The sequence below is a fragment of the Streptomyces sp. NPDC030862 genome, from assembly GCF_055571835.1.
In genome coordinates this window covers 134,684-157,657 of record NZ_JBVIEN010000008.1, presented here as the reverse complement: position 1 = coordinate 157,657, position 22,974 = coordinate 134,684, and the positions used below count along the sequence as shown (strand labels likewise).

Below are 22,974 nucleotides of genomic sequence, written 5' to 3'. Positions count from 1 at the left end.
TCCATGGACCGGCCGACCGCCAGAGGGCGAGAGTTGGTCGCGGAACGTGATCGGGAGAGGGGCGGAACGGTGGCCGGTTTCACGGTGGGTGACGACGACTTCCTGCTGGACGGCAGGCCGGTGCGGCTGCTGTCGGGCGCCGTGCACTACTTCCGGGTGCACGAGGAGCAGTGGGACCACCGGCTGGCGATGGTCCGCGCGATGGGCCTGAACTGCGTGGAGACGTACGTCCCGTGGAATCTGCACGAGCCGGAGCCCGGCCGCTACCGGGACGTGGGGGCGCTGGGCCGGTTCCTGGACGCGGTGGCGGCGGCCGGGCTGTGGGCGATCGTGCGGCCGGGCCCGTACATCTGCGCGGAGTGGGAGAACGGCGGGCTGCCGCACTGGCTGACGGGCCGGCTGGGGCGCCGGGTGCGGACGGCGGACGCCGCGTACCTGGTCCACGTCGAGCGCTGGTTCCGCGCGCTGCTGCCGCAGGTGGTGGAGCGGCAGATCGACCGCGGTGGCCCGGTCGTCCTGGTGCAGGCGGAGAACGAGTACGGCAGCTACGGCTCCGACCAGGGCTATCTGCGGTACGTCGCGGAGCTGCTGGCGGCGTGCGGCGTGACGGTGCCGCTGTTCACGGCGGACGGGCCCGAGGACCACATGCTCACGGGGGGCTCGATCCCGGGGGTGCTGGCCACCGCGAACTTCGGGTCGGGTGCGCGGGAGGCGTTCGAGGTGCTGCGGCGGCACCGGCCGCGCGGGCCGCTGATGTGCATGGAGTTCTGGTGTGGCTGGTTCGACCACTGGGGCGACGGGACCGCGGCGCGGGGCGCCGACGACGCGGCGGCAGCGCTCGCGGAGATCCTGGAGTGCGGGGCGTCGGTCAACGTGTACATGGCGCACGGGGGGACCAGCTTCGGCGGCTGGGCCGGGGCGAACCGGTCGGGGCCGCTGCACGACGGTCCGCTGGAGCCGACGGTGACGTCGTACGACTACGACGCGCCGATCGACGAGGCGGGCCTGCCGACGGCGAAGTTCTGGGCGTTCCGGTCGGTGCTGGAGGCGTACGCGGAGGGCGGCGGCCCGTTGCCGGACGTGCCGCCGCCGCCCGCGCGGCTGGCGGCGCCGGTCCGGGCGGCGGTGTCGCGGTGGGCGCCGCTGGCGGAGGTCCTGGACGCGCTGGGCGACGCGGAGTGGGAGGGGCCGGTTCCGCCGACCTTCGAGGAGCTGGGCGTGGACCGCGGCCTGGTGCGCTACCGGCTGCGGGTGCCGGGGCCCCGGCAGCCGTACCCGCTGTCGGTGAGCGGGCTGCGGGACCGGGCGGTGGTGTACGTGGACGGGGTCCGGGCGGGGGTGCTGGCGGCGGAGGAGGCGGTGCTGGCGGAGCCGGTGGCCGGGCCCGCGGAGGTGGAGCTGTGGGTGGAGTCGCTGGGGCGGGTCAATTACGGGCCGAGGCTCGCGGAGTCCAAGGGCATCACGGGCGGGGTGCGCCATGAGCGCCAGTACGTCCACGGGGTGCGGGCGCGGGGGCTGCGGCTGGACGCGTTCACGGCGCAGGCGGTGGAGAAGGTGCCGTTCGCGCACCTGGCCGCCGAACGGGAGCCGGGCGCCGGTGAGCCCGGTCTGTACCGGGCGGTCGTGGAGGTGGCCGACGGGGCCGCCGGTGACGCGGCGCTGGAACTGCCCGGCTGGACGCGGGGGTTCGTCTGGGTCAACGGCTTCTGCCTGGGCCGGTACTGGAGCGTGGGGCCGCAGAAGTCGCTGTTCGTACCGGGGCCGGTGCTGCGGGCGGGGGCGAACGACGTGTGGGTGCTGGAGCTGGAGGGCGCCGGCGGCGCCTTCGACGTACGGCTGGCCTAGGGAGTGTCCGCAAAGGAGCGTCGTCCGCCCGAAGGGCGGGCCTGGCGTCGGCGGGCAGACGGGACTTTGGGGACACGACCTACGGGGTACGCGGACGGGGCGGGCCGCTGCTCGGGCGGCCCGCCCCCTGGTGGCTTCCGCGGCTAGAGGGTCGCGGCCGCGGACTGGATGGCGGCGGCGAAGGTGGACACCTCGGTGTAGACGCCGGGGTAGTTCGGCCGGGCACAGCCCTGGCCCCAGCTCACGATGCCGACCTGGATCCACGCCCCGGTGTTGTCCTTGCGGAACATCGGGCCGCCGGAGTCGCCCTGGCAGGTGTCGGTGCCACCCTGGGCGTAGCCGGCGCAGATCTCCTCGCTCGGCACGAGCTCGTTGCCGTACGACTGCTTGCAGCTGGTGTCGGAGACGAAGGGCACCTGGGCCTTCAGCATGTAGCGCTGCTGGCTGCCGCCCTCGCGGGCCGCGCCCCAGCCGGCGACGGTGAAGGTGCCGCTGTTGTACGTCGTGGTGGAGGCGATCTTCAGGGTGGGCAGGTTGATCGGCTTGGCCAGCTTGATCAGCGCCCAGTCCTTGCCCTTGCCGTTGTAGCCGGGGGCCTGGAGGACCTTGGTCGACTTGACCTTGATGGCACTGGCGCTCTGCAGGTCCACGACACCGGCGGTGGCGGTGATGCTGGTGTTGTTACCGGAGCCGCTGACGCAGTGGGCGGCGGTCAGGACGATCTGCTGGGTGTAGAGCGCTCCGCCGCAGCCCATGGAGAGCCGGACCATCCACGGGAACTCGCCCTGGGCGGCGGGGGTGCCGCCGACGACGGGCCGCTGGGCGGCCTGGGCGGCGCCCGCGGAAAGGGGCTGGAGGCTGACCGCGGCGAGTATGACGGCACCCGCGGCCGCGCATCTCTTGAACATGCCGAGGATCTTGTTCAACTGTCTGCCTTTCGTGGGGGGTTGAGCCTAACGCGCCCGTGAGGGGCCAATGCCGCCCGGCAGTTGGGTGACATGGGCTCGTCAAGGCGTGATTCCGATTGTCCGGAGCGGATCATGAGCCCCACAAGAGCGACTTTTCGGCCACTCCGGCCCCCGGCGGGCGCCGTACAGTTGAAGAGGGCGGCGTCGTGCTTGGGGGTACGGGACGTGGCGAACGGCAACGGCAACCGCGGCAGCGGCAGCGGCAGCGGCAAGCGCGAGGGTGGAGTCGGCGGCGGGGTCGTGCACGGCTACCCGCACCTCGACACCGTGCGGGCGGCGATCACGGCGGTGTACCGGCGGCTGACCCCCGAGGGCCTCTACGCGTACGCCTCCAGCGTCGCCCCCGCCGACGTGGCCTTCGCGGACGCCGACGATCTGCACCTCGGGGCACAGCGGGTGGCCGGCGCGCTGGTGCGGCAGCTGCGGCTGCCGGAGGCGCGGATGATCGTCAGCTTCCGTGGGATGCGGCACGCGGCGAGCGTGGAACTGGCCTCGGGGCCGGAGTACTTCATCGAGCTGAACGACCGCTTCCGCACCCACCGGCGCGACATCGGGGCCGCGCTGGCCCACGAGATCACGCATGTGCTGCTGCACCGGCTCGGACTGGGCTTCCCGGGCACGCGCGACAACGAGATCCTGACGGACACGGCGACGACCTACCTGGGCGCCGGCTGGCTGCTGCTGGACGCGTACCGCGAGGACGGCGTGTCGAGCCAGAAGCTCGGCTACCTCACCCCGGAGGAGTTCGGGTACGTGCTCGCGAAGCGGGCGCTGGTGTTCGACGAGGACCCGTCACCGTGGTTCACCAGCCCGCAGGCGTACACCGCGTACACCCGCGGCCGCGACGAGGCTTTGCGCGACGGGCGCCGGCCTCCGCTGACGGCCGCGGGGTGGGCGGGGCGCCACCGCTACGCGAAGGACCGCCGCTACGCCCAGGACCACCCGGGCGCGGCGACGGGCCTTCCGTACGCCTTCGAACACGGCGGTCAGGACGCGGCGTTGCGCGTGTCGTTCCCCTGTCCGACGTGCCAGCAGCGCATCCGGGTCCCGGTGCGGGGCCGGGTGCGGGCCCGGTGCGGGCTGTGCCGGACGGTGCTGGAGTGCGACACGTAGAGCACGCGGGTTCAGCAGGCGTGGTCGACGAGGTCGAAGGACTTGTAGTGGTCGGCGGTGTAGTAGTCCTCCCGGGGCGCGTCGCCCGTGACGATGCGGCGGGCGCCGCGGTCCGAGGAGCCGGGGGTGATGACGGTGTACTCGCGGTAGTAGCCGGTGGCCCGCTTCGGCAGGATCCGTTCGCGGTTCTGGAAGACGGAGCCGTCCTGGCGGTACGGGTAGGGGCCGCCGTCCTCGATGAGGCCGAGGGTGTCGTGCGCCTGGGGCGGCAGGTCGGAGTAGCAGATGTCACCGACGGCCGCAGCGGAGTAGGCCGTTGCCGAAGTGAGGGCCGCGGCAGGGGCGTTGGCGGCGGCCGGGCCGACGAGGAGGGTGGTGAGCAGGGCGGCGGCGCCGCCGAGCAGGGTGAACCGTGGGGGAGTTCTCATGGGCCCATGATGAGGTCGCCAGGCATGACCACGTCAGGTCTCCCCTCCGGGTCTTTTCCTGATCTTGACGGCGCCTTTACCGATCGGCTCCATCGTGCCGGCGCACCAACAGGGTGCCCAGCGCGGTGCGTTCGTGGCGGACCGACTTGCCGGCGCGGACGGTGGTGATCAGGCCCGCGCCGCGCAGGGCGGCGGTGTGGGCGGAGGCGGTGGCGTTGCTGACGCGCAGGCGGCGGGCGAGCCCGCTGGTGGTGTGCCCTTCCGCGAGCAGGAGCAGGACGTCCAGGCGGGTGCGGCCGAGGACGGCGGCCAGGGCGTCCTCCGTACCGGGCGCCTGGGCCCGCGTGAGCGGCAGGCCGGGGCCCGCGGCGTACGTCAGGGCCAGGGGGCCGTCGGGGGGATCGGCGAGCAGGGGGTGGCCGGTCCAGTGGAAGGTCGGCAGGAGGACGACGCCCCGGCCGCGCAGCCGGATGTCCCGGTCCTCGCCGGGAGCTGCAACGGCTGCGGGGGCTCCGGGGTCCGGCCACTCCCAGACGCCGTCGCGCAGCCGGCTGCCCGGGACGAGCGCGGTGAGGGCGGCGCCGACACCGTGCTCGGCCGCGGCCAGGGCGTGGCGGGCGAACTCCCTCTGGTGCAGGTCCCGCACCTGGTCCCACACCGGCCGCACCACGGTCTCGAACGCCGCGTGCTGGGCGCGGCGCAGTACCCGCCAGGCCTCGGCGTCGCCGCGGTGCAGCTCCCGGACCCACGGCGGCGCCGGGGCGGGGTGGGCGGCGTACACGCGCTCGAGCTCGGCCCGGACCGTCTCGGGGCGCGTGGCGCGGACGGTGTCGAGGGCCTCGTCGAGCGTGCCGCCGAACACGTCGAGGAAGCGGGGCGCCCGCCCCGCGGGGACCAGGTCTCCGAGCGGTTCGACGGCGGGCGGCAGGGCGTGGAGCAGCCGGCCCCGCCAGCGCCCGAAGAGCGGGTCGCCGTCGGGGCGGAACATCGTCATGAAGGCCGCGTTCAGCTCTTGCAGCGGAGCGGGGCGGGACGAGAAGCGGACGCGGGCGAAGTCGGCGGCGGTGAAATGAATGCGGATCACTGCCTCGACCTCCCCCGCGCCAGCCTAAGCGTTCGGCCCTGAGAGTCCAGCGCGCGAATTCAGCTGCGAACTCGGCGCGGAGAGACCGGCGTCACGCGGCGGTGCGGCGACGGCCGGACTGGGCGGTGCCGTTGCCCCGTCCCGCCCTGCCCGCCGCTCCCCCGGAGCCGGCCGCTCCGGCCGTTCCGGCCGCTGCGCCCGTTCCCGTACGGCGAGGACGGCGGCGCCGCCCTCCGGAGCCCTGGCCCTGACTCTGGCCTTCGCCCTGGCCCTGGCCCTGGCCTTCGCCCCGGCCCCGGCCGCGGCCCTGGCGTCGGGGGCCGGACTTCTCGGCGGGCTGCGCCGGCTGCGGCACCTCGATGACGACCGGTACGCCGGACGGCTCCCGGGCGCCGGTGAGGCGGGCCAGCTCCTCGTCGGAGGACTTCACGCGGGCGGCCTGCGGCGTGATGCCCGCGTGGGACATGAGGCGGCTCATGTCCCGCTTCTGCTCCGGCAGGACGAGCGTGACGACGCTGCCGGACTCGCCCGCGCGGGCGGTGCGGCCGCCGCGGTGGAGGTAGTCCTTGTGGTCGGTGGGCGGGTCGACGTTGACGACGAGGTCGAGGTCGTCGACGTGGATGCCGCGGGCCGCGACGTTGGTCGCGACGAGCGCGGTGACCCGGCCGTCCTTGAACTGCTCCAGCGTGCGGTTGCGCTGCGGCTGCGAGCGCCCGCCGTGCAGGCCGGCGGCGCGCACACCGCTCGCGAGCAGGCGCTTGACCAGGCGGTCCACGGAGCGCTTGGTGTCCAGGAAGAGGATCACCCGGCCGTCGCGGGCCGCGATGCGGGTGGTGACGGCCTTCTTGTCGGTCTCGTCCGCGACGTACAGGACGTGGTGCTCCATGGTGGAGACCGCACCCGCGGACGGGTCGACCGAGTGCACGACGGGGTCGGTGAGGAACATCCGCACCAGCCGGTCGATGTTCTTGTCGAGCGTCGCCGAGAACAGCATCCGCTGGCCGTCCGCCTCGACCTGCTTCAGCAGCGCCGTGACCTGGGGCAGGAAGCCCATGTCGGCCATCTGGTCGGCCTCGTCGAGGACGGTGACGGCCACCTGGTCGAGGCGGCAGTCGCCGCGCTCGATGAGGTCCTTGAGGCGGCCGGGCGTGGCCACCAGGATCTCGGCGCCGCGCCGCAGCGCGCCCGCCTGCTTGGTGATCGACATGCCGCCGACGACGGTGGCGATCCGCAGCTGCACGGAGGTGGCGTACGGCGTGAGGGCGTCGGTCACCTGCTGCGCGAGCTCGCGCGTGGGGACCAGGACCAGCCCGAGCGGCGCCTTCGGCTCGGCCCGGCGGCCCGCGGTGCGGGCGAGCAGGGCCAGCCCGAAGGCGAGGGTCTTGCCCGAGCCGGTGCGCCCGCGGCCGAGGATGTCGCGGCCCGCGAGGGAGTTCGGCAGGGTCGCGGCCTGGATCGGGAACGGCTCGGTCACGCCCTGGGCGGTGAGCGTCTTCAGGAGCGCGGCCGGCATGTCGAGGTCACCGAAGCCCGCGGCCGGCGGCAGGGCGGGGGTGGCGCTCTCCGGCAGCGTGAACTCACGCGGCGGCGCGATCACGGTGCGGGCGGCGCCGGCGGTGGCGCGACCGGCACCGGCGGCGGCGCGGGGCTTCGTGGAGCGCTTGCGGACGGGGCGTTCGGGTCGGGTCATGCAGCAGCCTTCGCTCTCAGGGCTCTTGGGGCCTGGGGAGTGTCCGCAAAGTAGCGTCGTCCGCCCGGAGGGCGGGCCTGGCGGCGTCTGGTGCGTGCGATCGCAAGGCGGAGGAAGGAGCCACTGCGGTGGGGGCACCTCCCGTGCCCGAAGGGCTACGGGGGCCATTGGCGACTGACGACAACGCGGCGAGCGGGCGTGCCAGACGCCGCCAGGCAGACGAGACTTTGCGGACACGACCTAGGACGGCGCAAGCCGGGACCCGCACCTGCGGTTGGCAGGGTGCGGGCCCCGGCTGCGGGGAATCGCGTCAGGCGATCAGGCGGGGAGGATGTTCTCCGCCTGCGGGCCCTTCTGGCCCTGGGTGACGTCGAAGGTCACCTTCTGGCCTTCCTGGAGCTCACGGAAGCCCGAGGTGGCGATGTTGGAGTAGTGGGCGAAGACGTCGGCGCCGCCGCCGTCCTGCTCGATGAAGCCGAAGCCCTTTTCCGAGTTGAACCACTTCACGGTTCCAGTAGCCATGATTTTTCTCCTGAATGGTGTCGGGGCCCCATCCGGAGAAAACGCCGGTGAAAACAATGAGTGCGCCTGAGGTCATTCCCGCTCAGGCGCACATAAAGTTCATGGGTACCAAAACTGCAACACGGCAACCGTAGCACGCCGTCCCGGGGCGTGCCGGGCCGGTCGCGTGACCTGTGCCACTGTGTGGGGATCATACCGCCGGGTCGGTGCTTGAATCCCCGGATGACCCAATCGATCAAGCAACCGTGGGGACTGAGCGTCTTCGGCGCCGGCACCGTCTTCGCCGAGCCGCGGCTCGCGCGGGTGAACCTGACGGTCGACAAACTGGCCGAGAGGCCCGAGGACGCCTTCCGGGAGGCGGGCGAGGCCGTGTCCGCACTGCGCCGGGCCCTGCGCGCGCACGGGATAGCCGACACGTCGGTCTCGGGCTCGCGGCTCGCCCTGGCGTCGGCGCACGACGGGTACGGGGACAAGCGGAGGTTCCTCGGCTACCGCTGCACGACGCGGTACACGGTCGAGACGACGTCCCTGGACACGTTGCAGCAGCTCATCGTGGACGCGGTGTCCGCCGGGGCGAACCGCGTGGACCGCGTGGCCTTCGACGCCGAGGGCAAGCCCGCGCTGCGCGACGAGGCGCGGCGCCGGGCGGTCGCGGCGGCGCGCCGCAAGGCCGAGGTGTACGCGGAGGCGACCGGGGCCCCGCTCGGTCCCGTCATCCACATCGAGGACGTGGACCCGGAGGAACTGGGCCGGGGCCACCGCGGCCACGGCAGCGACGCGGCCGAGGGCCTGGAGGGCGACCTCGCGCCCGGGATGGTGGAGGTGACCGCCGCGGTGCTGCTGGGCTTCTCGCTCGGCCGCTGAGCGGGGCGGCGGCCTGCCGAAGGGCGCGGCGACGGGCTCGGGCCCGGGCGGTCCGGTCGTCACGCCCGGGCCCGCGCGGTCCAGTCGTCGCCCCAGGCCCGGCACAGGGCCTCACGCCCGGGCCCGGCGCAGGGCCTCACGCCCGGGCCCGGCGCAGGGCCTGGTGGACCGCCCACACCACGGACACCAGCGGCACCGCGACCACGGCGCCCAGCACGCCCGCCGCGATGGCGCCGCCGATGACGGCGAGGGCGACGACGACGGGGTGGAGCCGGACGGCCCAGCTCATCACGAGCGGGTGCAGCACATGGCCCTCGATCTGCCCGATGATCACGATGAGGGCGACGACGACGGCCGCGACGACCGGGCCCTTGGCCGCGAGCGCCACCACCGCCGCCACCGCGAGCGCGATCGGGGAGCCGATCAGCGGGACGAAGGCGGCGAAGAACTCCAGCAGGGCGAGCGGCATGGCGAGGGGCACGCCCAGGAGGAGGAGCGCGATGCCGACGAGGATCGCGTTGGTCGCGGCGACCAGGACGATGCCGTGCGTGTAGCCGGTGAAGGTGCGCCACGCGGTCCGGCCCGCGAGGGCCACCCTCGCCCGTGCGGTCGGCGGCAGCTGGGCGCAGAACCAGCGCCACTGGCGGTCGCCGGAGTGGAGGAAGAAGACGGAGCAGAACAGCGCCAGGGCGATGACGGTGACCACCTCCACGAGGCGCCGGCCGCCGCTGATCGCGGTGGAGACGAGGGTGGAGCGGTGGTCGGAGAGGAACTGTCCGATGCGCGCCTGGATGTCGGTCAGCGCTTCCGGGTGGAGCCGGAACGGAGGCTGCTCCAGCCAGCGCTCGATCCGTTCCACCCCGGTGGCGAACTCGTCCTGGAGCACCCGGCGCTCCCCCGCCACCGCCTCCCCCACCAGGGCGAGGACCCCCAGCAGGAGCACGATGCTCAGGATCAGCGAGAGGGCCACGGCCAGCGGTCTCGGCAGCGCCCGCGCCACGATGTCGACGGCCGGGCGGAGCATCGCCGTCACCACCAGCCCCAGGAAGACCGCCACCCCGATCTCGTGGAACCGCCCCAGCAGCGCGAACAGCGCGTAGACCAGCGCCCCGACGACCAGCACGCGCCAGGCGTGCGCGGCGGCGCTGCGCAGCGGCGGATAGACGCGCACCCCCGCCTCGGGGCCGTCCTGACCCGCCGTACCGGGCACGCGGCCTGCGGGCGCCCCGCGCGGCGCCGCCCGGTGGCGTACGCGGGGTGAGGGCCGGGGCGGGCGGCGGCGGGCAGGCCGAGCGGGCCGGGCACGCGGGACGGGCTGCGGGTCGGTGGGCACCTCTCACCTGGTACCACCACGCCCCGGCGCGCCGGGCGAACGGCGCGCGCATGTGGGCCGTCTCAGTCCTTGCCCGGCCGCATGGTGCGCAGGGCCTCGCCCGGGCGCCAGATCCGCACGACGAGCGCCTCGCCCTCAACGGTCGTGCGGACGACCTCGGTGAGCTCGGCGCGGAAGAGGTGGAACGGCTGTGGCACGCCTACCTCGTCGGCGAACCACGCCAGGGTGTCCGGGTCGGCCACCTCGACCGCCCGTCCCCCGATCCGTACGTCGCCGCCGCCCATGTCCGTACCGCTGCCCGGGTTGGCGTACACGGCGAACCGGGGATCGCGCAGCAGGTCCCGCGCCTTGCGCGACCCCGGCATCATGCCGAGCCACAGTTCGCCGCGCCCGAAGGTGACCTCCAGCCCGCTCAGCCGGGGGAAGCCGTCCTTGCGAAGGGTCCCGAGGACGTGGTGCTTGTACGGGTCGAAACGGCGCCGGACGGTTGCGGCGAAGTCCGGCTCCGCCGCCTGGAACTCTGACCACCTGAATGTCATGGCTCCATGGAAGGCGGGATACCGGACATCTCCTGTCGGGTTTCCGGAGGTTCAGAAGCGCAGCGCGTCCGGCCGGTACGGGTTCGCGCCGATGTAGCGCGTCTCGCAGGTGGCGGTCGCGCCGCCGGGGGCCGGGTGGCAGATGCGCAGGGTCATGCGCAGGACGCCGCTGGGGTCGGAGGCGGTGATGTCGGGGAACTCGGCGGTCGTGCCGCAGCCGCCGGTGTTGTGCCGGTCGCCGAGCGCGACGGTGCGGCCGGCGCCCGTGGTGACGGTGAGGGAGGCGTACACCGCGCGGTCGTCGCAGGTGGCGTCCGTGACGCGGAGCGTTCCGCCGGTGATGGTCTGGCGGTCGGTCCAGGTGTACTGCAGCCGTACGCGGTCGCCCCAGCTCGCCGTCACCTCGGCGGTCGCGGTGGTGTCGGCCTGGCCCGTGCCGGCCGCCCCCAGTGTGAGTGCGGTCGCCGCGGCGACCACGAATCCTGCGCGGCGCATGTGTGTCTCCCATCCGGTAGCCGGTACCGAGGAGCAGCTCTACCCCGGCCGCGCTGCGGTGTCCCGGCGGCCGGGGTGACAATCACGCGTTGGGCGCAGTGGATGCCGCCACCAGCGCGGCCAGCGAGGTGCGGGCCGACTGGAGGTCCGAGATGCGGTGCTCGATCTCGTCGAGGCGGGCGACGAGCAGCGGGCTGAGGCACGGTTCGACCTCGGCGTCGCTGCCGCAGACGCAGTCGAGCACCTCGCGGATGACCTTGGTGGGAAGGCCGGCCTCCAGGAAGGTCCGGATGCGGCGCACGACGAGGGGGGCGTCGTCGCCGTAGAGGCGCTGGCCGCCGGCCGTGCGCCGGGCGTCGAGGAGGCCCTGCTCCTCGTAGTAGCGCAGCAGGCGCACGCTCACCCCGGTCCGCCGGGACAGCTCTCCGATCCTCAACGTGATCCCCCTCACAGGTACTTGAAGCTCACACGGGTGTGAGTTTCTACGGTTCCCAGCATGACGAACAACATCCACAGCACCCACAGCACCCACACCGTCGACTCCGTCGTCCGCATCGGCGGCGACCTTCCCGTACGGCGCCTGGGCTACGGCGCCATGCGCCTCGCGGACGCCCCCGGCGGGCCGTCCGGCGCCGAGGCACGCATATGGGAGGCGCCCGTCGACCGGGCGGCGGCCGTCCGTCTGCTGCGTACCGCCGCGGAGTCCGGCGTGGAGCTCTTCGACACGGCGGACGCTTACGCGCTGGGCGCGAACGAGGAACTGATCGCCGAGGCGCTGCACCCGTACCGGGAGGGCGTGGCCGTCGCCACGAAGGTCGGCGTGGTGCGGCCGTCGCCCGCCGAGTGGGTGCCGCTCGGGCACCCCGCGTACCTGCGCCAGCAGGCGGAGCTGAGCCTGCGCCGGCTGCGTACGGAGCGGATCGACCTGTTGTACCTGCACCGGATCGATCCGGAAGTGCCGCTGGCCGATCAGATGGGGGCGCTCAAACAGCTCCAGGAGGAGGGCAAGGTGCGGCACATCGGGCTCTCGGAGGTGGGTGTGGAGCAGCTGAAGGAGGCGGAGGAGGTGGCTCCGGTCGCGGCCGTGCAGAACCTGTACAACCTGGCCGCGCGCGACCACGAGGCGGTGGTGGACCACACCGCCGAGCGGGAGATCGCGTTCGTGCCGTTCTTCCCGATCGCGATGGGCGAGCACGCCGGGCCGGGCGGACCGGTGGCGGCGGTGGCGGCGGAGCTCGGCGCGACCCCGGCGCAGACGGCGCTGGCCTGGCTGCTGCACCGCGCCCCGCACATCGTGCCGATCCCGGGCACGACGTCCGTCGCCCATCTGCGGGAGAACCTCGCGGCGCTCGACGTCGCCCTCACCGAGGAGCAGTTCCGCCGGCTCGACCGGCCGTGAGCGCCGGCTCGACCGGCCATGAGCGTCAGCTCCGTACGATGCCCTGTGCCCGCGCCGCCGTCAGCCAGGTGGGGAACTCGGAGACCAGCCGGTCGTACAGCTCGGGGTCCGGGACGCGGCGCGGGTCGGTGCCCGCGTGGAAGAAGCCGGCGTTGTCCACGCGGCGCTTGGCGGGGACGGCGAGTTCGTCGAGCTTGCGCAGGAAGTCGAACTGACGGCTGCCGGGGTCGCCGAAGCCGACGAACTGCCAGAAGAGCGGCAGCTCGGCGGCCTTGCAGAGGTAGCGCTCGGCGGCGAGTTTGTTGATGGGGCCGCCGTCCGTCTGGAAGACCACGAGGGCGGGGGCGGTGGCGCCGCTGTCGAGGTAGTGGTCGATGACGGCGTCCATGGCCAGGTGGTAGCTGGTCTTGCCCATGTGTCCGAGCCCGGCCACGATCCGGTCGACGCGGCCTTCGTGGTCCCCGAGCACGATGTCGGTCTCGGCGTCGACGTCCGTCGAGAAGAAGACGACCGGCACGCGCCCGTCGTCGTCCAGGTTCGCCGACAGGCCCAGCACCCGCTCGGCGAGCGCCTGGACGCTGCCGTCCTGGTAGTAGGGCCTCATCGAGCCCGAGTAGTCGACGACCAGGTAGACCGCCGCCCGTTCGCCGCCCAGCCCGTGCTTGCGCAGCGAGACGGCCGCGGTCTTGTAGAGGCCGACCAGCGCGGGTGCGGTCTCCTCGACCTTCTGGAGGCTGAGAGGCATACGGGAAGACTAGAGGACCGTCACACCTCCTCCCCCAGGGGCAGCCTCCGCACGCCCGGGAGGTACTCGTCCAACTCCCCGGGCTGGAACCGGTACATGCCCACCACGTGCCAGAACTCGCCCGCCACGTCCCCCTCGTACTTGTAGCCGCCCGACGGGGTGAGGGTCGCCCAGCCGTCCGGTACGCCGATGAGGGTGGCGCGCGGTGAGGGGGCGCCTCCGTCCAGGGGCAGTTTCCACAGCCGTACGGTGCCGTCCTCCCCGGCGCTGGCGAGTTCCGTGCCGTCGGGGCTGAAGGTGACGGCGAGGATGCGCCCGGAGTGGCCGGTGAGTTCGGCGAGGACGGCGCCGGTGTCGGCGTTCCACAGGGTGACCTTGCGGTTGTCGCCGGCGGCGGCGAGGACCGGGCGGGTGGGGTGGGCGGCGACGGTCCACAGCTTGCCGCCGCCCGCGCGCAGCCGCAGCGCGGCCTCGCCGTCGCGCCAGACGATGGCCGTACCGTCCCAGCCGGCGCTGGCGAGCCAGGCGTCGCCGGGGCCGAAGGCGACGCCGTACACCCGGTCCCCGTGTCCGGCCAGCTCGGCGAGGAGCCGTCCCTCACGCGCCTGCCAGAGGCGTACGAAGCCGTCGTCGCAGCCGCTGGCGAGGACGTCACCGGCGGAGCCGTCGGCGCGGAACGCGATCGACCGGACGCGGCCGCGGTGCTGGGCGAGGGTGGCGATCCGGGCTCCGGTGGAGCGGTACCAGAGGCAGACGGTGTCGTCGTCGTTGGCGGTGGCCAGCAGGTCGCCGGCGGGGTTGAAGGCCTGGGCCCAGATGTGCTCGGTCTCGGCGTCGAGCTCGCGCAGGGACTCGCCGTCGGTGTTCCACAGGTAGACCCCGCCGTCACTGCCGGCGGTGCCGAGGACGGCTCGGGCCGGGGAGAAGGAGGCGGAGACGAGCCGGTCGCCGCGCCCGGACAGCTCGTGGGTGCGCACCCCGGTGCGGGTGTCCCACAGCAGTACGTGGCCGTCGCTGCCGCAGGTGGCGAGCGTGGTGCCGTCGGCGCTGTAGGCGAGGTCGCCGACGCGCCGCCCGTGGCCGCGCAGGATGCGCTTGCCCTGTCCGGTGGCGGCCTCCCAGATCTGCGCGCCGCCGTCGTTGCCGACGGTGAGCAGCTGGGTGTCGTACGGGTGGAAGGCGCAGGCCCAGGCGGAGCCGCGGTGCGGGGTGGGCTGGCGGGCGTGGAGGGCGACCGCGTGGCCCTGGCGCGGGGTGCGCGTGACGGTCCACAGCCGGACGGCCCCGTCGCTGTCGCAGGCGGCGAGCAGGGATCCGTCGGCGTTGAACAGCACCTGGTAGACGGCGCCGGCGGAGCGTTCCAGGCCGCCGAGCGGGGTGCCGACGGCCGGGTCCCAGAGCCGTACCTGTCCGTCGGTGTCGCCGCTGACGAGGAGGCGTCCGCCGGGGTGGAAGTCGAGGGTGTAGACGCGCCCGGTGTGGCCGGTGAACTCCTGGCGCAGCCGCCCTTCGGCCGCCTGCCAGACCCGTACGGTGCCGCCCTGGTCGCCGGTGGCCAGGGAGGTGCCGTCGGGGCTGTACCGGACGCGGTAGACGGCGCCTTCGTGGCCGGGCAGCTCGCGCGCGAGCGGCTCCGTGCCGGTCTCCAGGGACCACATGCGTACGCCGGCGGCGGCGTCGCCCGTGACGAGCGTGGTGCCGTCGGGGCTGAAGGCGGCGGCGTAGACGGGCGCGGTGTGGCCGGGCAGCCGGTGCGTGGGGGTGCCGGTGGCGGTGTCCCAGACGGTGACCAGGCCGTCGGCGTCCCCGGTGGCGAGGCGGGTTCCGTCCGCGCTGAGGGTGACGGGCCACACCCCGCCGGGGTGGACGTCGAGGACGTGGCGGCAGGCTCCGGAGACGGGGTCCCAGAGGCGTACGGTGCCGTCGGAGCCGCCGCTGGCGATGACGCCGGCGGCGCACTTGATGGCGTACACGCGTCCGGCGTGGCCCTGGAGGGTGCGCAGGGCGCGGCCGGTGTCGGCGCCGCAGACGAGGATGCCGCCGTCCTCGCTGCCGACGACGAGGAGTTCGCCGTCGGGGCTGTACGCGATGGGCTCGGGGAGCCGGCTGGTGCGCATGTCGTAGCCGTACGGGACGCCGACGGAGGAGGGGCGGAAGCCGGCGTCGACGGGCATGCCGGGGGCGAGGGCGGCGGTGCGCAGTTCGGGCGCCGCGCGGGTGGCGTCGTCGGTGACGGGGTCGATGAGGGCGGCGCGGTGCCAGCGGCTGCCGGTGAGGTCGGCGCCGCGCAGGTCTGCCCGGGTGAGGCGGGCGCGGCGCAGGTCGGCCCGGGTGAGGATGGCGCCGCGCAGGTCGGCGCGGTCGAGGCGGGCGCCGGTGAGGCGGGCGTCGGTGAGGTCGGCCCGCTCCAGGGTGGCGCCGACGAGGCGGGCGTCGGTGAGGTCGGCGCCGGTGAGGTCGACGCCGGTGAAGTCGCGGTGGGAGAGGTCCTCGCCGGCGAGGCGGGCGCCGCGCAGGTCGGCGTGGGCGGGGACGCGGAGCCGGTCGCCGATGCGTACGGCGTTGGCGCGGGCGGCCTCGCTCCCGCCCGCGTGGGCGATCTCGCCCACCCTTGCGCGGTCGCCTTCGAGGGTGTCGCGGACCCAGCGGACGCACTTCTCGTGGTCGGCGAGGTCGCAGAGGAACTCGACGGCGAGGCGGCTGAGCGGCCGGGCGCGCAGCAGCGCGTCGTCGCCCCCGTCGAGTCGGCGGGCGGCCTCGCGGGCGAGGAGCCACTCCTCGACGGAGCCGTGGATGAAGTGGAACAGCCCGTCGTCGGTGCGCACCAGCAGGGTGCCGGCGCCGATGGCGTGGCCGAGTTCGGCGCTGGAGCGGGGCGTTTCGGTGAGGCGGCTGAGGGTGGTGGCGACGGCCTCGGTGAGCTCGTCGAGGCGCAGGGCGGTGCGGCCGGACTCCCAGAGGCGTTCGGCGAGCGCGGTGACGGCGGCCCACAGTTCGGCGAGGTCGAGGCCGGGCGGGGAGCCGGGGCCCTTGCGGTGGCGGGCCTCCTCGTACTGGAGCCAGGAGGTGAAGATGTCCTCGTAGAGGCGGGCGGGGCTGAGCGCGCGGCCGGCTCCGGCGACGGCGCGCAGCCGGTCGGCGTCGAGCTGGGCGACGAAGGACAGCAGCCGGGGGTTGCGGCACAGGGCGAGCAGGTCGGGGATGTGCTCCAGGAGCCGGTAGCGGCGGTCGGCGGTCTCCTCGTCGCCGTACGCCTTGACGAGGTAGGAGCGGATCTGGTCCGGGGTGAAGCCCTCGACGGAGAGGATGCGGCGCTGCGGGAGCAGGCCGACGCGCTCGCCGAGGGCGGTGAGGACCTGTTCGTGGGACTTGAAGTGCTGGGTGCGGCTGGAGACGACGATCTTGGCGTGGTCGACGGCGGCGTCGAGGAGGACCTGGAGGTGGTCGGCGGCGCGGTCGTAGCTGACGCGGTTGACGAGCTCGTCGAAGCCGTCGAAGAGGAGGACGACCCTGCCCTGGGCGAGCATGTAGCGCAGGGCGCGCAGGTCGATGGTGTCGACGCCGTGGGCGGCGAGGTGGGCGGCGACGAGCCCTTCGAGGCTGTGGGCGCGGTCGAGGGTGTTGAGGGGGATGAGCAGCGGGGTGAGGTGCGGGAGTTCCTCGGGGATGCGGCGGGCGAGCTCGCGCAGGGCGAAGGTCTTGCCGTGGCCGAAGTCGCCGAGGAGGAGGACGAACCGGCCGTGGTCGGCCTCCAGGAGCTCCAGCAGGTCGTCGACGAGGTGGTCGTGTTCGCCGCCGCCCTCGTGCGCACCGTCGTGCGGGCGGTCGGCGTCGCGGTAGCGCTGCGGGAGGTAGCGGACGGGGGCGTAGCTCTCGCCGGCGAGGAGGCGGGCGGTCTGGGCGGTGACGTAGCCGCGCAGGTCGAGCAGGCCCTGGAACTCGACGAAGCTGCGCACGCGGACGCCGTGGCGGACGGCCCGCTCGCGCAGCTCGGCGGGGGGTGCGGGGCCGTCGTGGACGAGCTCGGCCTCGACGCCGGAGCCGGTGGCGCCGGGGCCGGCGGCGTGGAGCTGGGCCAGGAGCCGGTCCAGCTGTTCGCCGGTCGGGGTGCCGGGGTGGACGGCGATGCGGGCCTGGCGTACGACGCCCTCCTCGCGCCAGGTGGCGATGATCTGGTCCATGTCGCCGGGGGCGCGGCGCGGTACGTCGCGCAGGCGGACGCCGTCGCGGCGGGCCAGGCAGACCTCCTTGACGCGTTCGGTGAGCGAGTCGGGGTCGGCCGGTTCGTCAGGCAGGGCCGCGGGTTCGCGCGCCGGGTCGGCCACCGTGGCCGGGCGGGGCGCGTCCGGTACGGGGAACACCCGCCCGGCGCGGGGCCAGCCGGCGGGGAACGTCTCCGGGCCGGTGCGGCCGCGGTCGTACCAGCGGGTGATGCCCTCGGCGGTGAGGCGCAGCAGCTGGAAGCGGGCGGGGGCGGCGGCGCCGAACACGGGCAGCCCGGCCGCCGGGTCGGCGCCGGTGCCGGGCAGGCGGGTGTGGCCGGGCACGGTGCCGGTGGAGCGGGGGCCTCCGGTGGGGCCGTGCAGCAGCAGGTGGAGGCGGGGGCCGGCGAGCTCGGTGAGGGTCTCGGTGTCGGTGAGGGCGCCGGGTCCGCCGACGGCGTCGCCGGGCCTGCTGCCGGGGGTGAGGGGGTGGCGCAGGGCGCCGACGCGGAGCCAGCCCTCCTCCTCGTACGGGCGCAGCGCCTCGGCGAACCAGACGGCCTGGTCGCGGCCGATGTGGCCGTACTGGTCCTCCAGGCGGTGGCTGTAGGCGATGGACGAGTTGAACCCGGCGACGACGGTGTTCAGTTCGGGCACCGGGAAGAGCGTCCAGGGCTGGTCGCTGTCGAAGACGGTGTCGAGCCCCTGGTAGAAGCTGCGGAACAGGCGCGTGTAGTGGCGCCACTTGGGCCAGTACGGGGGTTGCGGGGCGATCTCGTCGGCCTCGCAGGTGTGGAAGTAGGCGCGGCAGGCGGCCTGGTTGACGTCCTGGGCGCCGGGGACGATGACGACGCGCTGCGGGGGCAGATCGAGCTGGGAGCGTACGGCGGTGAGGAAGCTCAGCGCCTGGTCGCATTCGCGGGGGCTGCCGGAGGCGGTGAGGTCGCCGGTGACGACGAGCAGGTCGGGCGCGGGTGCGCCGCCGTCGCGCAGGACGATGAGCTCGCCGCGCAGCTCGCGGCTGAGCGTGTCGGGTTCGCGGCCGCGTCCGAAGTCGGGTCCGGCGAGGTGGAGGACGGTGACCGCGTCGTGGGCGGCGGGCGACTGCGGGCCCTGCGGGTAGCGGGGCGCGCGCTGGGGGCGTCGGCGGCCGGCCCAGCCGGGGCCGCCGAGCCACCGCTGGGCGGGCAGTCCCGCCACGGGCGCGCCCGTGGCGCGGGCGGTGGCGGCGTCGCCGGGGTAGCCGGGGCGGCGGCCGGGGCGGGCGTGGCCGTCGAGGGCCTGTTCGACGCGGGTGAGCAGCAGGGCGCGGGCGGTGGTGGCGTCCGGGACGCCGACGAGGTCGACGTACGTGATGGTGGCGAGCAGCCCCTCGATGGGGATGTCGTCGACGCGCACGGTGAGCAGGCGGCGCTCGGGGGTCTCGGGATCGGCGCGCAGGGCGGCCTGCCACTCCATGCGGCCGTACAGGGAGCGTTCGTAGTGGCGGGAGAGGATGGCGATGACGGCGGCGGACTCGCTGACGCCCCGGTCCATGAAGTCGATGAAGTTGCTGCCCGGGACGAAGTCCCAGGCCTGGACGACGGTGCGGTAGCCGGCCTCCTCCAGGGTCCAGGCGATCCAGGACGCCCATGCCTCGTCGGCGGGCGAGTAGCTGATGAAGAAGTCCAAGTCGCTCGCCCGGGCGTCGGTTTCACCATCCGTCAGCATGCGAACAGATTAGGCCGGGGAAGGCGCCCTGTCCGGTCGAAAATCCATCTCGAAAACCTATGCTCGTGCTCGTGACGGTGACCGTGACGTACTACTTCAGGCGCTTCCTCGGAGGCTTCCATCCGCTGGACTGGCTGGCGGTCTCGCTCCTGGCGCTGGGGCTGCTCGCCGTGGCGACGGGGCTGCTGCCGACCGGGCCCGCCTCGGACGTGCTGGCGAGGATCGGGCCGCTGCTGGTGTTCCTGGCGACGGTGATCGTGCTGGCCGAGCTGACGGGGAAGGCGGAGGTCTTCGACGTCGTCGCGACCTGGGTGGCGCGGGCCGGGCGGGGCAGTTACGCGCTGCTGTTCGCGCTGTGCGTGCTCTTCGCGTCGGTCACCACCATCACGCTGAACCTGGACACGACGGCCGTGCTGCTCACGCCGGTGATGCTGGCGCTCGCCACCCGCGTGGGCATCGCGGCGGTGCCGCTGGCCATGACCACGGTGTGGCTCGCCAACACGGCGAGCCTGCTGCTGCCCGTCTCCAACCTCACGAACCTGCTGGCGGCCGACCGGGTCGCGCTCACCCCGACGGGCATGGCGGCGACGATGTGGGCGCCGCAGGCGGTGGCGATCGGCGCGACGATGGCGTGCCTGTGGGTGTTCTACTGGCGCCGCGGCCGGCGGGGCGCCGAGCGGTACGCCCCGCCGGAGCCGCCGCGCCCGGCCGACCCGGTGCTGCTGCGGGTGTGCGCGGTGGCGTGCGCCGCCTTCCTGGTGGCGCTCCTGGTGGACCTGGTGCCGCTGTGGGCGGCGTCGTCGGCGGCGGCACTGGTCGTGGTGGCGGCGTTCGCGGCACGCCGCCGGGCCGAGCTGCGGTGGTCGCTGGTGCCGTGGCGGCTGCTCGTGCTGGTGCCGGGGATGTTCCTGGTGGTGGAGACGGTCAGCGCGCACGGCCTGCACGAGGTCCTGGCCCGCCTCATCGGCACCGAGGAGGGCCCGCTGGGCGTGCTGCGCACGGCGGCGGTCGGCGCGGGCTTCTCCAACGCGCTGAACAACCTCCCGGCGTACGTCGCGGGTGAGGCGGTCGTCCCGCTCCCCCACCACGACCAGCTGCTGGGCCTCCTCATCGGCGTCAACGTCGGCCCCCTGGTCACCCCCTGGGCGTCCCTGGCGACGCTCCTCTGGTTCGAACGCTGCCGCTGGCACGGCACGCACATCGCGCTGGGCCGCTTCATGGGGACGAGCCTGGTGCTGGCGGTGACGGGGACGGTTGGCGCGGTGGGGGCGCTGGTGCTGGTGGGATAACCCTTACGAGGAACCGCGCATCGCCGACGCGACCTCCTCCAGCACGTACGCCAGCGTCTCCGCCCGCGCCGCGACGAAGCTGCGGCGCGTGTCCGGGCCGGTGTAGCCGGGGCGGAAGCGGGCGCCGTCCAGGGTGCGCAGCTCCACGCCCGCCTCGGCGGCGAGCAGCGCGCCGGCCGGCAGGTCCACACCCTCAGCGCGGTAGCCGACGAAGCCGTCGATGGTGCCGCGGGCCAGCAGGCTCCAGCCCAGCAGCGGGGCCCACAGCTGGAGGACGCGGCGGCAGCGGCGTTCCAGGGTGGAGCGCAGGGCGGTCGCGGTGGGGTCGGTGCGGCCCACGGCGTGGCCCTGGGTCCAGGCGAGGACCGGCCCGGGGCCCGGCAGGTCGCCGCGTGGGCCGGGCAGGCGGGTGCCGTCGTCGCCGTGGGCGCCCTGGCCGCTGACGGCGTGCCAGGTACGGCCGGTGACCGGCTCGTGGACCACGCCGACGACCGGCGTCTCGCCCAGGCAGAGCCCGATGCCGACGACGTACGCGGGCAGGCCGATCGCCACGTTGTTGGAGCCGTCGAGCGGGTCGACCAGCCAGGTGCGGCGGTTGCCCGTGTCGAGGAGCCCGGCCTCCTCGGAGAGGATCCGGTCCCGGGGGAAGTGGCGCCGGAGCCGGCCGAGGATGAGCTCCTCGGCGGCGAGGTCCAGGTCGGTGACGACGTCCCCGTCCGCGCCCTTGGTGCGGACGGCCCTGGCGTCGGCGAAGTGGCCGCGCAGCAGCCGCCCGGTGGCCTCGGCGGCGGCGACGGCGACGCGCCGCTCGGCGGCGAAGGACGAGGGCCCGTCAGTCCCGGCGTGCGGCATGGATCCTCCCGAGGGCCGTGCGGACGGCGTGAAGGGTGTCCTCGGTGCCGCACAGGCGCCGGGTGGTGCGGCGCGGCGGCCCGTCGAGCGGCCCGAGCGACAGGTCGCGGCCGCCGGGCAGGGACCGTCCCCGTACCAGGGTGACGGCGGTGCGGCCCGGCGTCACGACCGTGGTGTGGAACTCGCCGGCGCCGAGTGCGTACGTCGTGCCCGCCGGACTGGTCTGCACGGGCCCGGTCTCACCGCGTACGAGCCGGGTGGTGGGCCGGATCTCGTCCACGCCGTCGGGGTGGCTGCGCACCTCGAAGACGCGGTGCGTGGGCGCGTCGGTGTCGTCCCGTATCCGTACGCGTACGTTGCCGACCTCGCCGTACAGGACGTGGCTGTACAGCTCCCAGCTGTGCGCGTGCAGCGGCGGGACGGGGTCGTCGTCGCCGTGGGACTCTCCGAAGAGGTGGACGCAGACGCCGTCGGGGCCGCTGCGCAGGAGGGGCAGGCACAGGAAGCCGAGCGGGTGCCGCACGGCGCGCAGCCGCCTTCTCCCGGTCGCTATCTCGCGCAGGGCCCGCTCGGCGGCGTCCAGGTCCATGGGCGGCTCACCTCCCGTAGGGGTCCTCGGCGTGCAGGGCCTTCTCGATGATCTCGCCGACGTCCGCCTCGGTGTACGTGCGCGGCAGCGGCAGCGCCAACGCGTCGAAGAGCGCGCGCACTTCGTCGACGGTCGGGGAGAGGCCGAGCGGGGTGGCGTCGCGCAGGTCGAGGGTGGTGGCCTGCTCGCGGCTCTGGTGCAGTTCGGTGAGGTAGTAGTCGTAGAGCGGCTGGCCGCGCTCGACCTTGAGGTTGACCCGGTTCGGGTCGTCCTGCGTGATGATCAGGCAGGAGTCGGACAGATCGAAGCGGAGGGTCGGCACGGTCGACGACAGGTGGACGCTGATGTCGAGGGTCGTCAGCTGCATGCGGTACCAGCAGGCGGCGAGGACGGTGGCGTACGACTCCTTGCGGGCACGGGCCGGGGTCCACAGGTCCCCGCCGTGCGAGCCGGACCCGGTACCGGTGCCGGAGAACATGCGGCGGAACTGCGCGTACGTGGCGCAGGCCCGTTCGTCGGCCGGGTTGAGTATCTCGATCTTGACGTTGAGCTGGGAGCGGTTCTGCTTGGCGGCGCGTACGCACTCGGGGAGGGTGACGGCCCGGAGGTAGGTGCCCGTGCCGCCTTTGAAGTACCACAGGTTCGTGGACTGGCGGGCCTTGCGCAGCTCGTCGCGGACCTCGTTGCCGGCGAGGGAGCGGACCATGGTGAGGTCCTCGATGGCGCGGCGGGTGCCGGCCATGGCGTCCTGGATGGCGAGCGGGCGCCGGGCGCGCTCGGAGAGCGAGCCGACGGCGAGGGCGCCGAGCACGACGAGGGTGGCGCCGGAGGCGAGGTCGGACTCGATGAGCTTGTCGCCGAAGATGTCGAGGAAACCGATGGTGAGGCCGATACCGGCGGCGAAGACGACCTCGAAGTTGCGCAGGGCGAAGGCGACCGCGCGCTCGATCCGGCCCGTACGCCCCGCCCGCCCCGTGGTCATCGCGTCCCGTCCCCTCCCCCGCTTCCCCGCTCCCCCTCGGCCGGGTACCCGATCTTAGGCGGGCCCGCTCCGGTCCCACCAGGGCGCATCGGGGGCACACGGCCCCGGACAGGGCGCAGCGCCTGCCATCGATCCGGTCGGGGACGGCGGCAGGCGCTGCTGTGTTCCGCACGCCGTTGTACGGGACGATGAGGGGTGCCTCGGGCCGCGATGCGGCCGGGGCCGGTGGGCGTGTCGGTGGGTCGTTGCCGAGCCGTCGGAGGACGCCGCGTACGCCATCGTACGCGGCGCCCGGCCGACGACTCGAGCCGGGTGGTCTAGACCG

Annotated in this window: 19 protein-coding genes; 5 read left to right on the top strand and 14 right to left on the bottom strand. The window is 74.2% G+C overall.

Features of this window, described 5'->3' with window-relative positions; translation table 11 throughout:
* Nucleotides 1–69 precede the first annotated feature (69 nt).
* Nucleotides 70–1,845 carry a glycoside hydrolase family 35 protein gene (locus ACZ42X_RS22330; RefSeq protein ID WP_468292777.1) on the top strand — a complete coding sequence of 592 codons (1,776 nt, stop codon included), beginning with the start codon at nt 70–72 and terminating at the stop codon, nt 1,843–1,845.
* 143 nt (nt 1,846–1,988) lie between these two features.
* On the opposite strand, the gene ACZ42X_RS22325 is transcribed toward ACZ42X_RS22330, so the two are convergent.
* Entirely contained in the window at nt 1,989–2,753 is a 765-nt protein-coding gene (locus tag ACZ42X_RS22325; RefSeq protein ID WP_468292774.1) for a S1 family peptidase, read from the bottom strand.
* A gap of 300 nt (nt 2,754–3,053) precedes the next feature.
* Between ACZ42X_RS22325 and ACZ42X_RS22320 the strand changes: the two genes are divergently transcribed.
* Nucleotides 3,054–3,926 (top strand): hypothetical protein, encoded by an 873-nt coding sequence (locus ACZ42X_RS22320; RefSeq protein ID WP_468293407.1) that lies wholly within the window; start codon nt 3,054–3,056, stop codon nt 3,924–3,926.
* Nucleotides 3,927–3,937: 11 nt separating this feature from the next.
* Here the strand turns inward: ACZ42X_RS22320 and ACZ42X_RS22315 are convergent, their stop codons facing one another.
* The 4 genes from ACZ42X_RS22315 to ACZ42X_RS22300 form a co-directional block, all read right to left on the bottom strand.
* Entirely contained in the window at nt 3,938–4,354 is a 417-nt protein-coding gene (locus ACZ42X_RS22315) for a guanyl-specific ribonuclease (RefSeq protein WP_468292771.1), read from the bottom strand.
* Nucleotides 4,355–4,430: 76 nt separating this feature from the next.
* Complete coding sequence (locus tag ACZ42X_RS22310) at nt 4,431–5,438, bottom strand: ArsR/SmtB family transcription factor (RefSeq protein ID WP_468292769.1); 1,008 nt, start codon at nt 5,436–5,438, stop codon at nt 4,431–4,433.
* Between the two features lie 91 nt (nt 5,439–5,529).
* Nucleotides 5,530–7,128, bottom strand: coding sequence for a DEAD/DEAH box helicase (locus ACZ42X_RS22305; RefSeq protein WP_468292766.1), 1,599 nt, complete (start codon nt 7,126–7,128; stop codon nt 5,530–5,532).
* Nucleotides 7,129–7,446: 318 nt separating this feature from the next.
* On the bottom strand, nt 7,447–7,650 hold the full coding sequence (locus tag ACZ42X_RS22300; protein WP_005318814.1) for a cold-shock protein: 204 nt from the start codon (nt 7,648–7,650) through the stop codon (nt 7,447–7,449).
* A 222-nt stretch (nt 7,651–7,872) separates the two neighbouring features.
* On the opposite strand from ACZ42X_RS22300, the gene ACZ42X_RS22295 reads away from it, so the two are divergent.
* On the top strand, nt 7,873–8,514 hold the full coding sequence (locus ACZ42X_RS22295; protein WP_468292763.1) for an SIMPL domain-containing protein: 642 nt from the start codon (nt 7,873–7,875) through the stop codon (nt 8,512–8,514).
* Between the two features lie 136 nt (nt 8,515–8,650).
* Here ACZ42X_RS22295 and ACZ42X_RS22290 read toward each other — a convergent pair whose 3' ends face one another.
* The 4 genes from ACZ42X_RS22290 to ACZ42X_RS22275 form a co-directional block, all read right to left on the bottom strand.
* Nucleotides 8,651–9,724, bottom strand: a complete 1,074-nt coding sequence (locus ACZ42X_RS22290; protein ID WP_468293405.1) for an AI-2E family transporter — start codon at nt 9,722–9,724, stop codon at nt 8,651–8,653.
* A 185-nt stretch (nt 9,725–9,909) separates the two neighbouring features.
* Entirely contained in the window at nt 9,910–10,386 is a 477-nt protein-coding gene (locus ACZ42X_RS22285; protein ID WP_468292760.1) for a pyridoxamine 5'-phosphate oxidase family protein, read from the bottom strand.
* 51 nt (nt 10,387–10,437) lie between these two features.
* Nucleotides 10,438–10,881: a hypothetical protein gene (locus ACZ42X_RS22280; protein ID WP_468292757.1), complete on the bottom strand. Its 444-nt coding sequence runs from the start codon at nt 10,879–10,881 to the stop codon at nt 10,438–10,440.
* 82 nt (nt 10,882–10,963) lie between these two features.
* Nucleotides 10,964–11,317 carry a MerR family transcriptional regulator gene (locus ACZ42X_RS22275; protein ID WP_468292754.1) on the bottom strand — a complete coding sequence of 118 codons (354 nt, stop codon included), beginning with the start codon at nt 11,315–11,317 and terminating at the stop codon, nt 10,964–10,966.
* A gap of 60 nt (nt 11,318–11,377) precedes the next feature.
* On the opposite strand from ACZ42X_RS22275, the gene ACZ42X_RS22270 reads away from it, so the two are divergent.
* Nucleotides 11,378–12,280, top strand: coding sequence for an aldo/keto reductase (locus ACZ42X_RS22270; RefSeq protein WP_468292751.1), 903 nt, complete (start codon nt 11,378–11,380; stop codon nt 12,278–12,280).
* A 25-nt stretch (nt 12,281–12,305) separates the two neighbouring features.
* On the opposite strand, the gene ACZ42X_RS22265 is transcribed toward ACZ42X_RS22270, so the two are convergent.
* Nucleotides 12,306–13,025, bottom strand: a complete 720-nt coding sequence (locus ACZ42X_RS22265; protein WP_468292749.1) for a vWA domain-containing protein — start codon at nt 13,023–13,025, stop codon at nt 12,306–12,308.
* Nucleotides 13,026–13,045: 20 nt separating this feature from the next.
* Nucleotides 13,046–18,937 (bottom strand): WD40 domain-containing protein, encoded by a 5,892-nt coding sequence (locus tag ACZ42X_RS22260; RefSeq protein WP_468292747.1) that lies wholly within the window; start codon nt 18,935–18,937, stop codon nt 13,046–13,048.
* 125 nt (nt 18,938–19,062) lie between these two features.
* Between ACZ42X_RS22260 and ACZ42X_RS22255 the strand changes: the two genes are divergently transcribed.
* Entirely contained in the window at nt 19,063–20,226 is a 1,164-nt protein-coding gene (locus tag ACZ42X_RS22255; protein WP_468293402.1) for an SLC13 family permease, read from the top strand.
* A 3-nt stretch (nt 20,227–20,229) separates the two neighbouring features.
* Here ACZ42X_RS22255 and ACZ42X_RS22250 read toward each other — a convergent pair whose 3' ends face one another.
* From ACZ42X_RS22250 to ACZ42X_RS22240, 3 genes are read right to left on the bottom strand one after another with little or no spacing between them, the layout of a single operon-like run.
* The gene (locus ACZ42X_RS22250) at nt 20,230–21,078 is read right to left on the bottom strand and encodes an inositol monophosphatase family protein (RefSeq protein WP_468292744.1); all 849 of its coding nucleotides are present in this window, start codon (nt 21,076–21,078) and stop codon (nt 20,230–20,232) included.
* The gene (locus tag ACZ42X_RS22245; RefSeq protein WP_468292741.1) at nt 21,059–21,667 is read right to left on the bottom strand and encodes a hypothetical protein; all 609 of its coding nucleotides are present in this window, start codon (nt 21,665–21,667) and stop codon (nt 21,059–21,061) included. Before ACZ42X_RS22245 ends, ACZ42X_RS22250 begins: the two co-directional genes overlap by 20 nt.
* Nucleotides 21,668–21,674: 7 nt before the next feature.
* The gene (locus ACZ42X_RS22240) at nt 21,675–22,649 is read right to left on the bottom strand and encodes a hypothetical protein (RefSeq protein WP_468292738.1); all 975 of its coding nucleotides are present in this window, start codon (nt 22,647–22,649) and stop codon (nt 21,675–21,677) included.
* Nucleotides 22,650–22,974 lie beyond the last annotated feature (325 nt).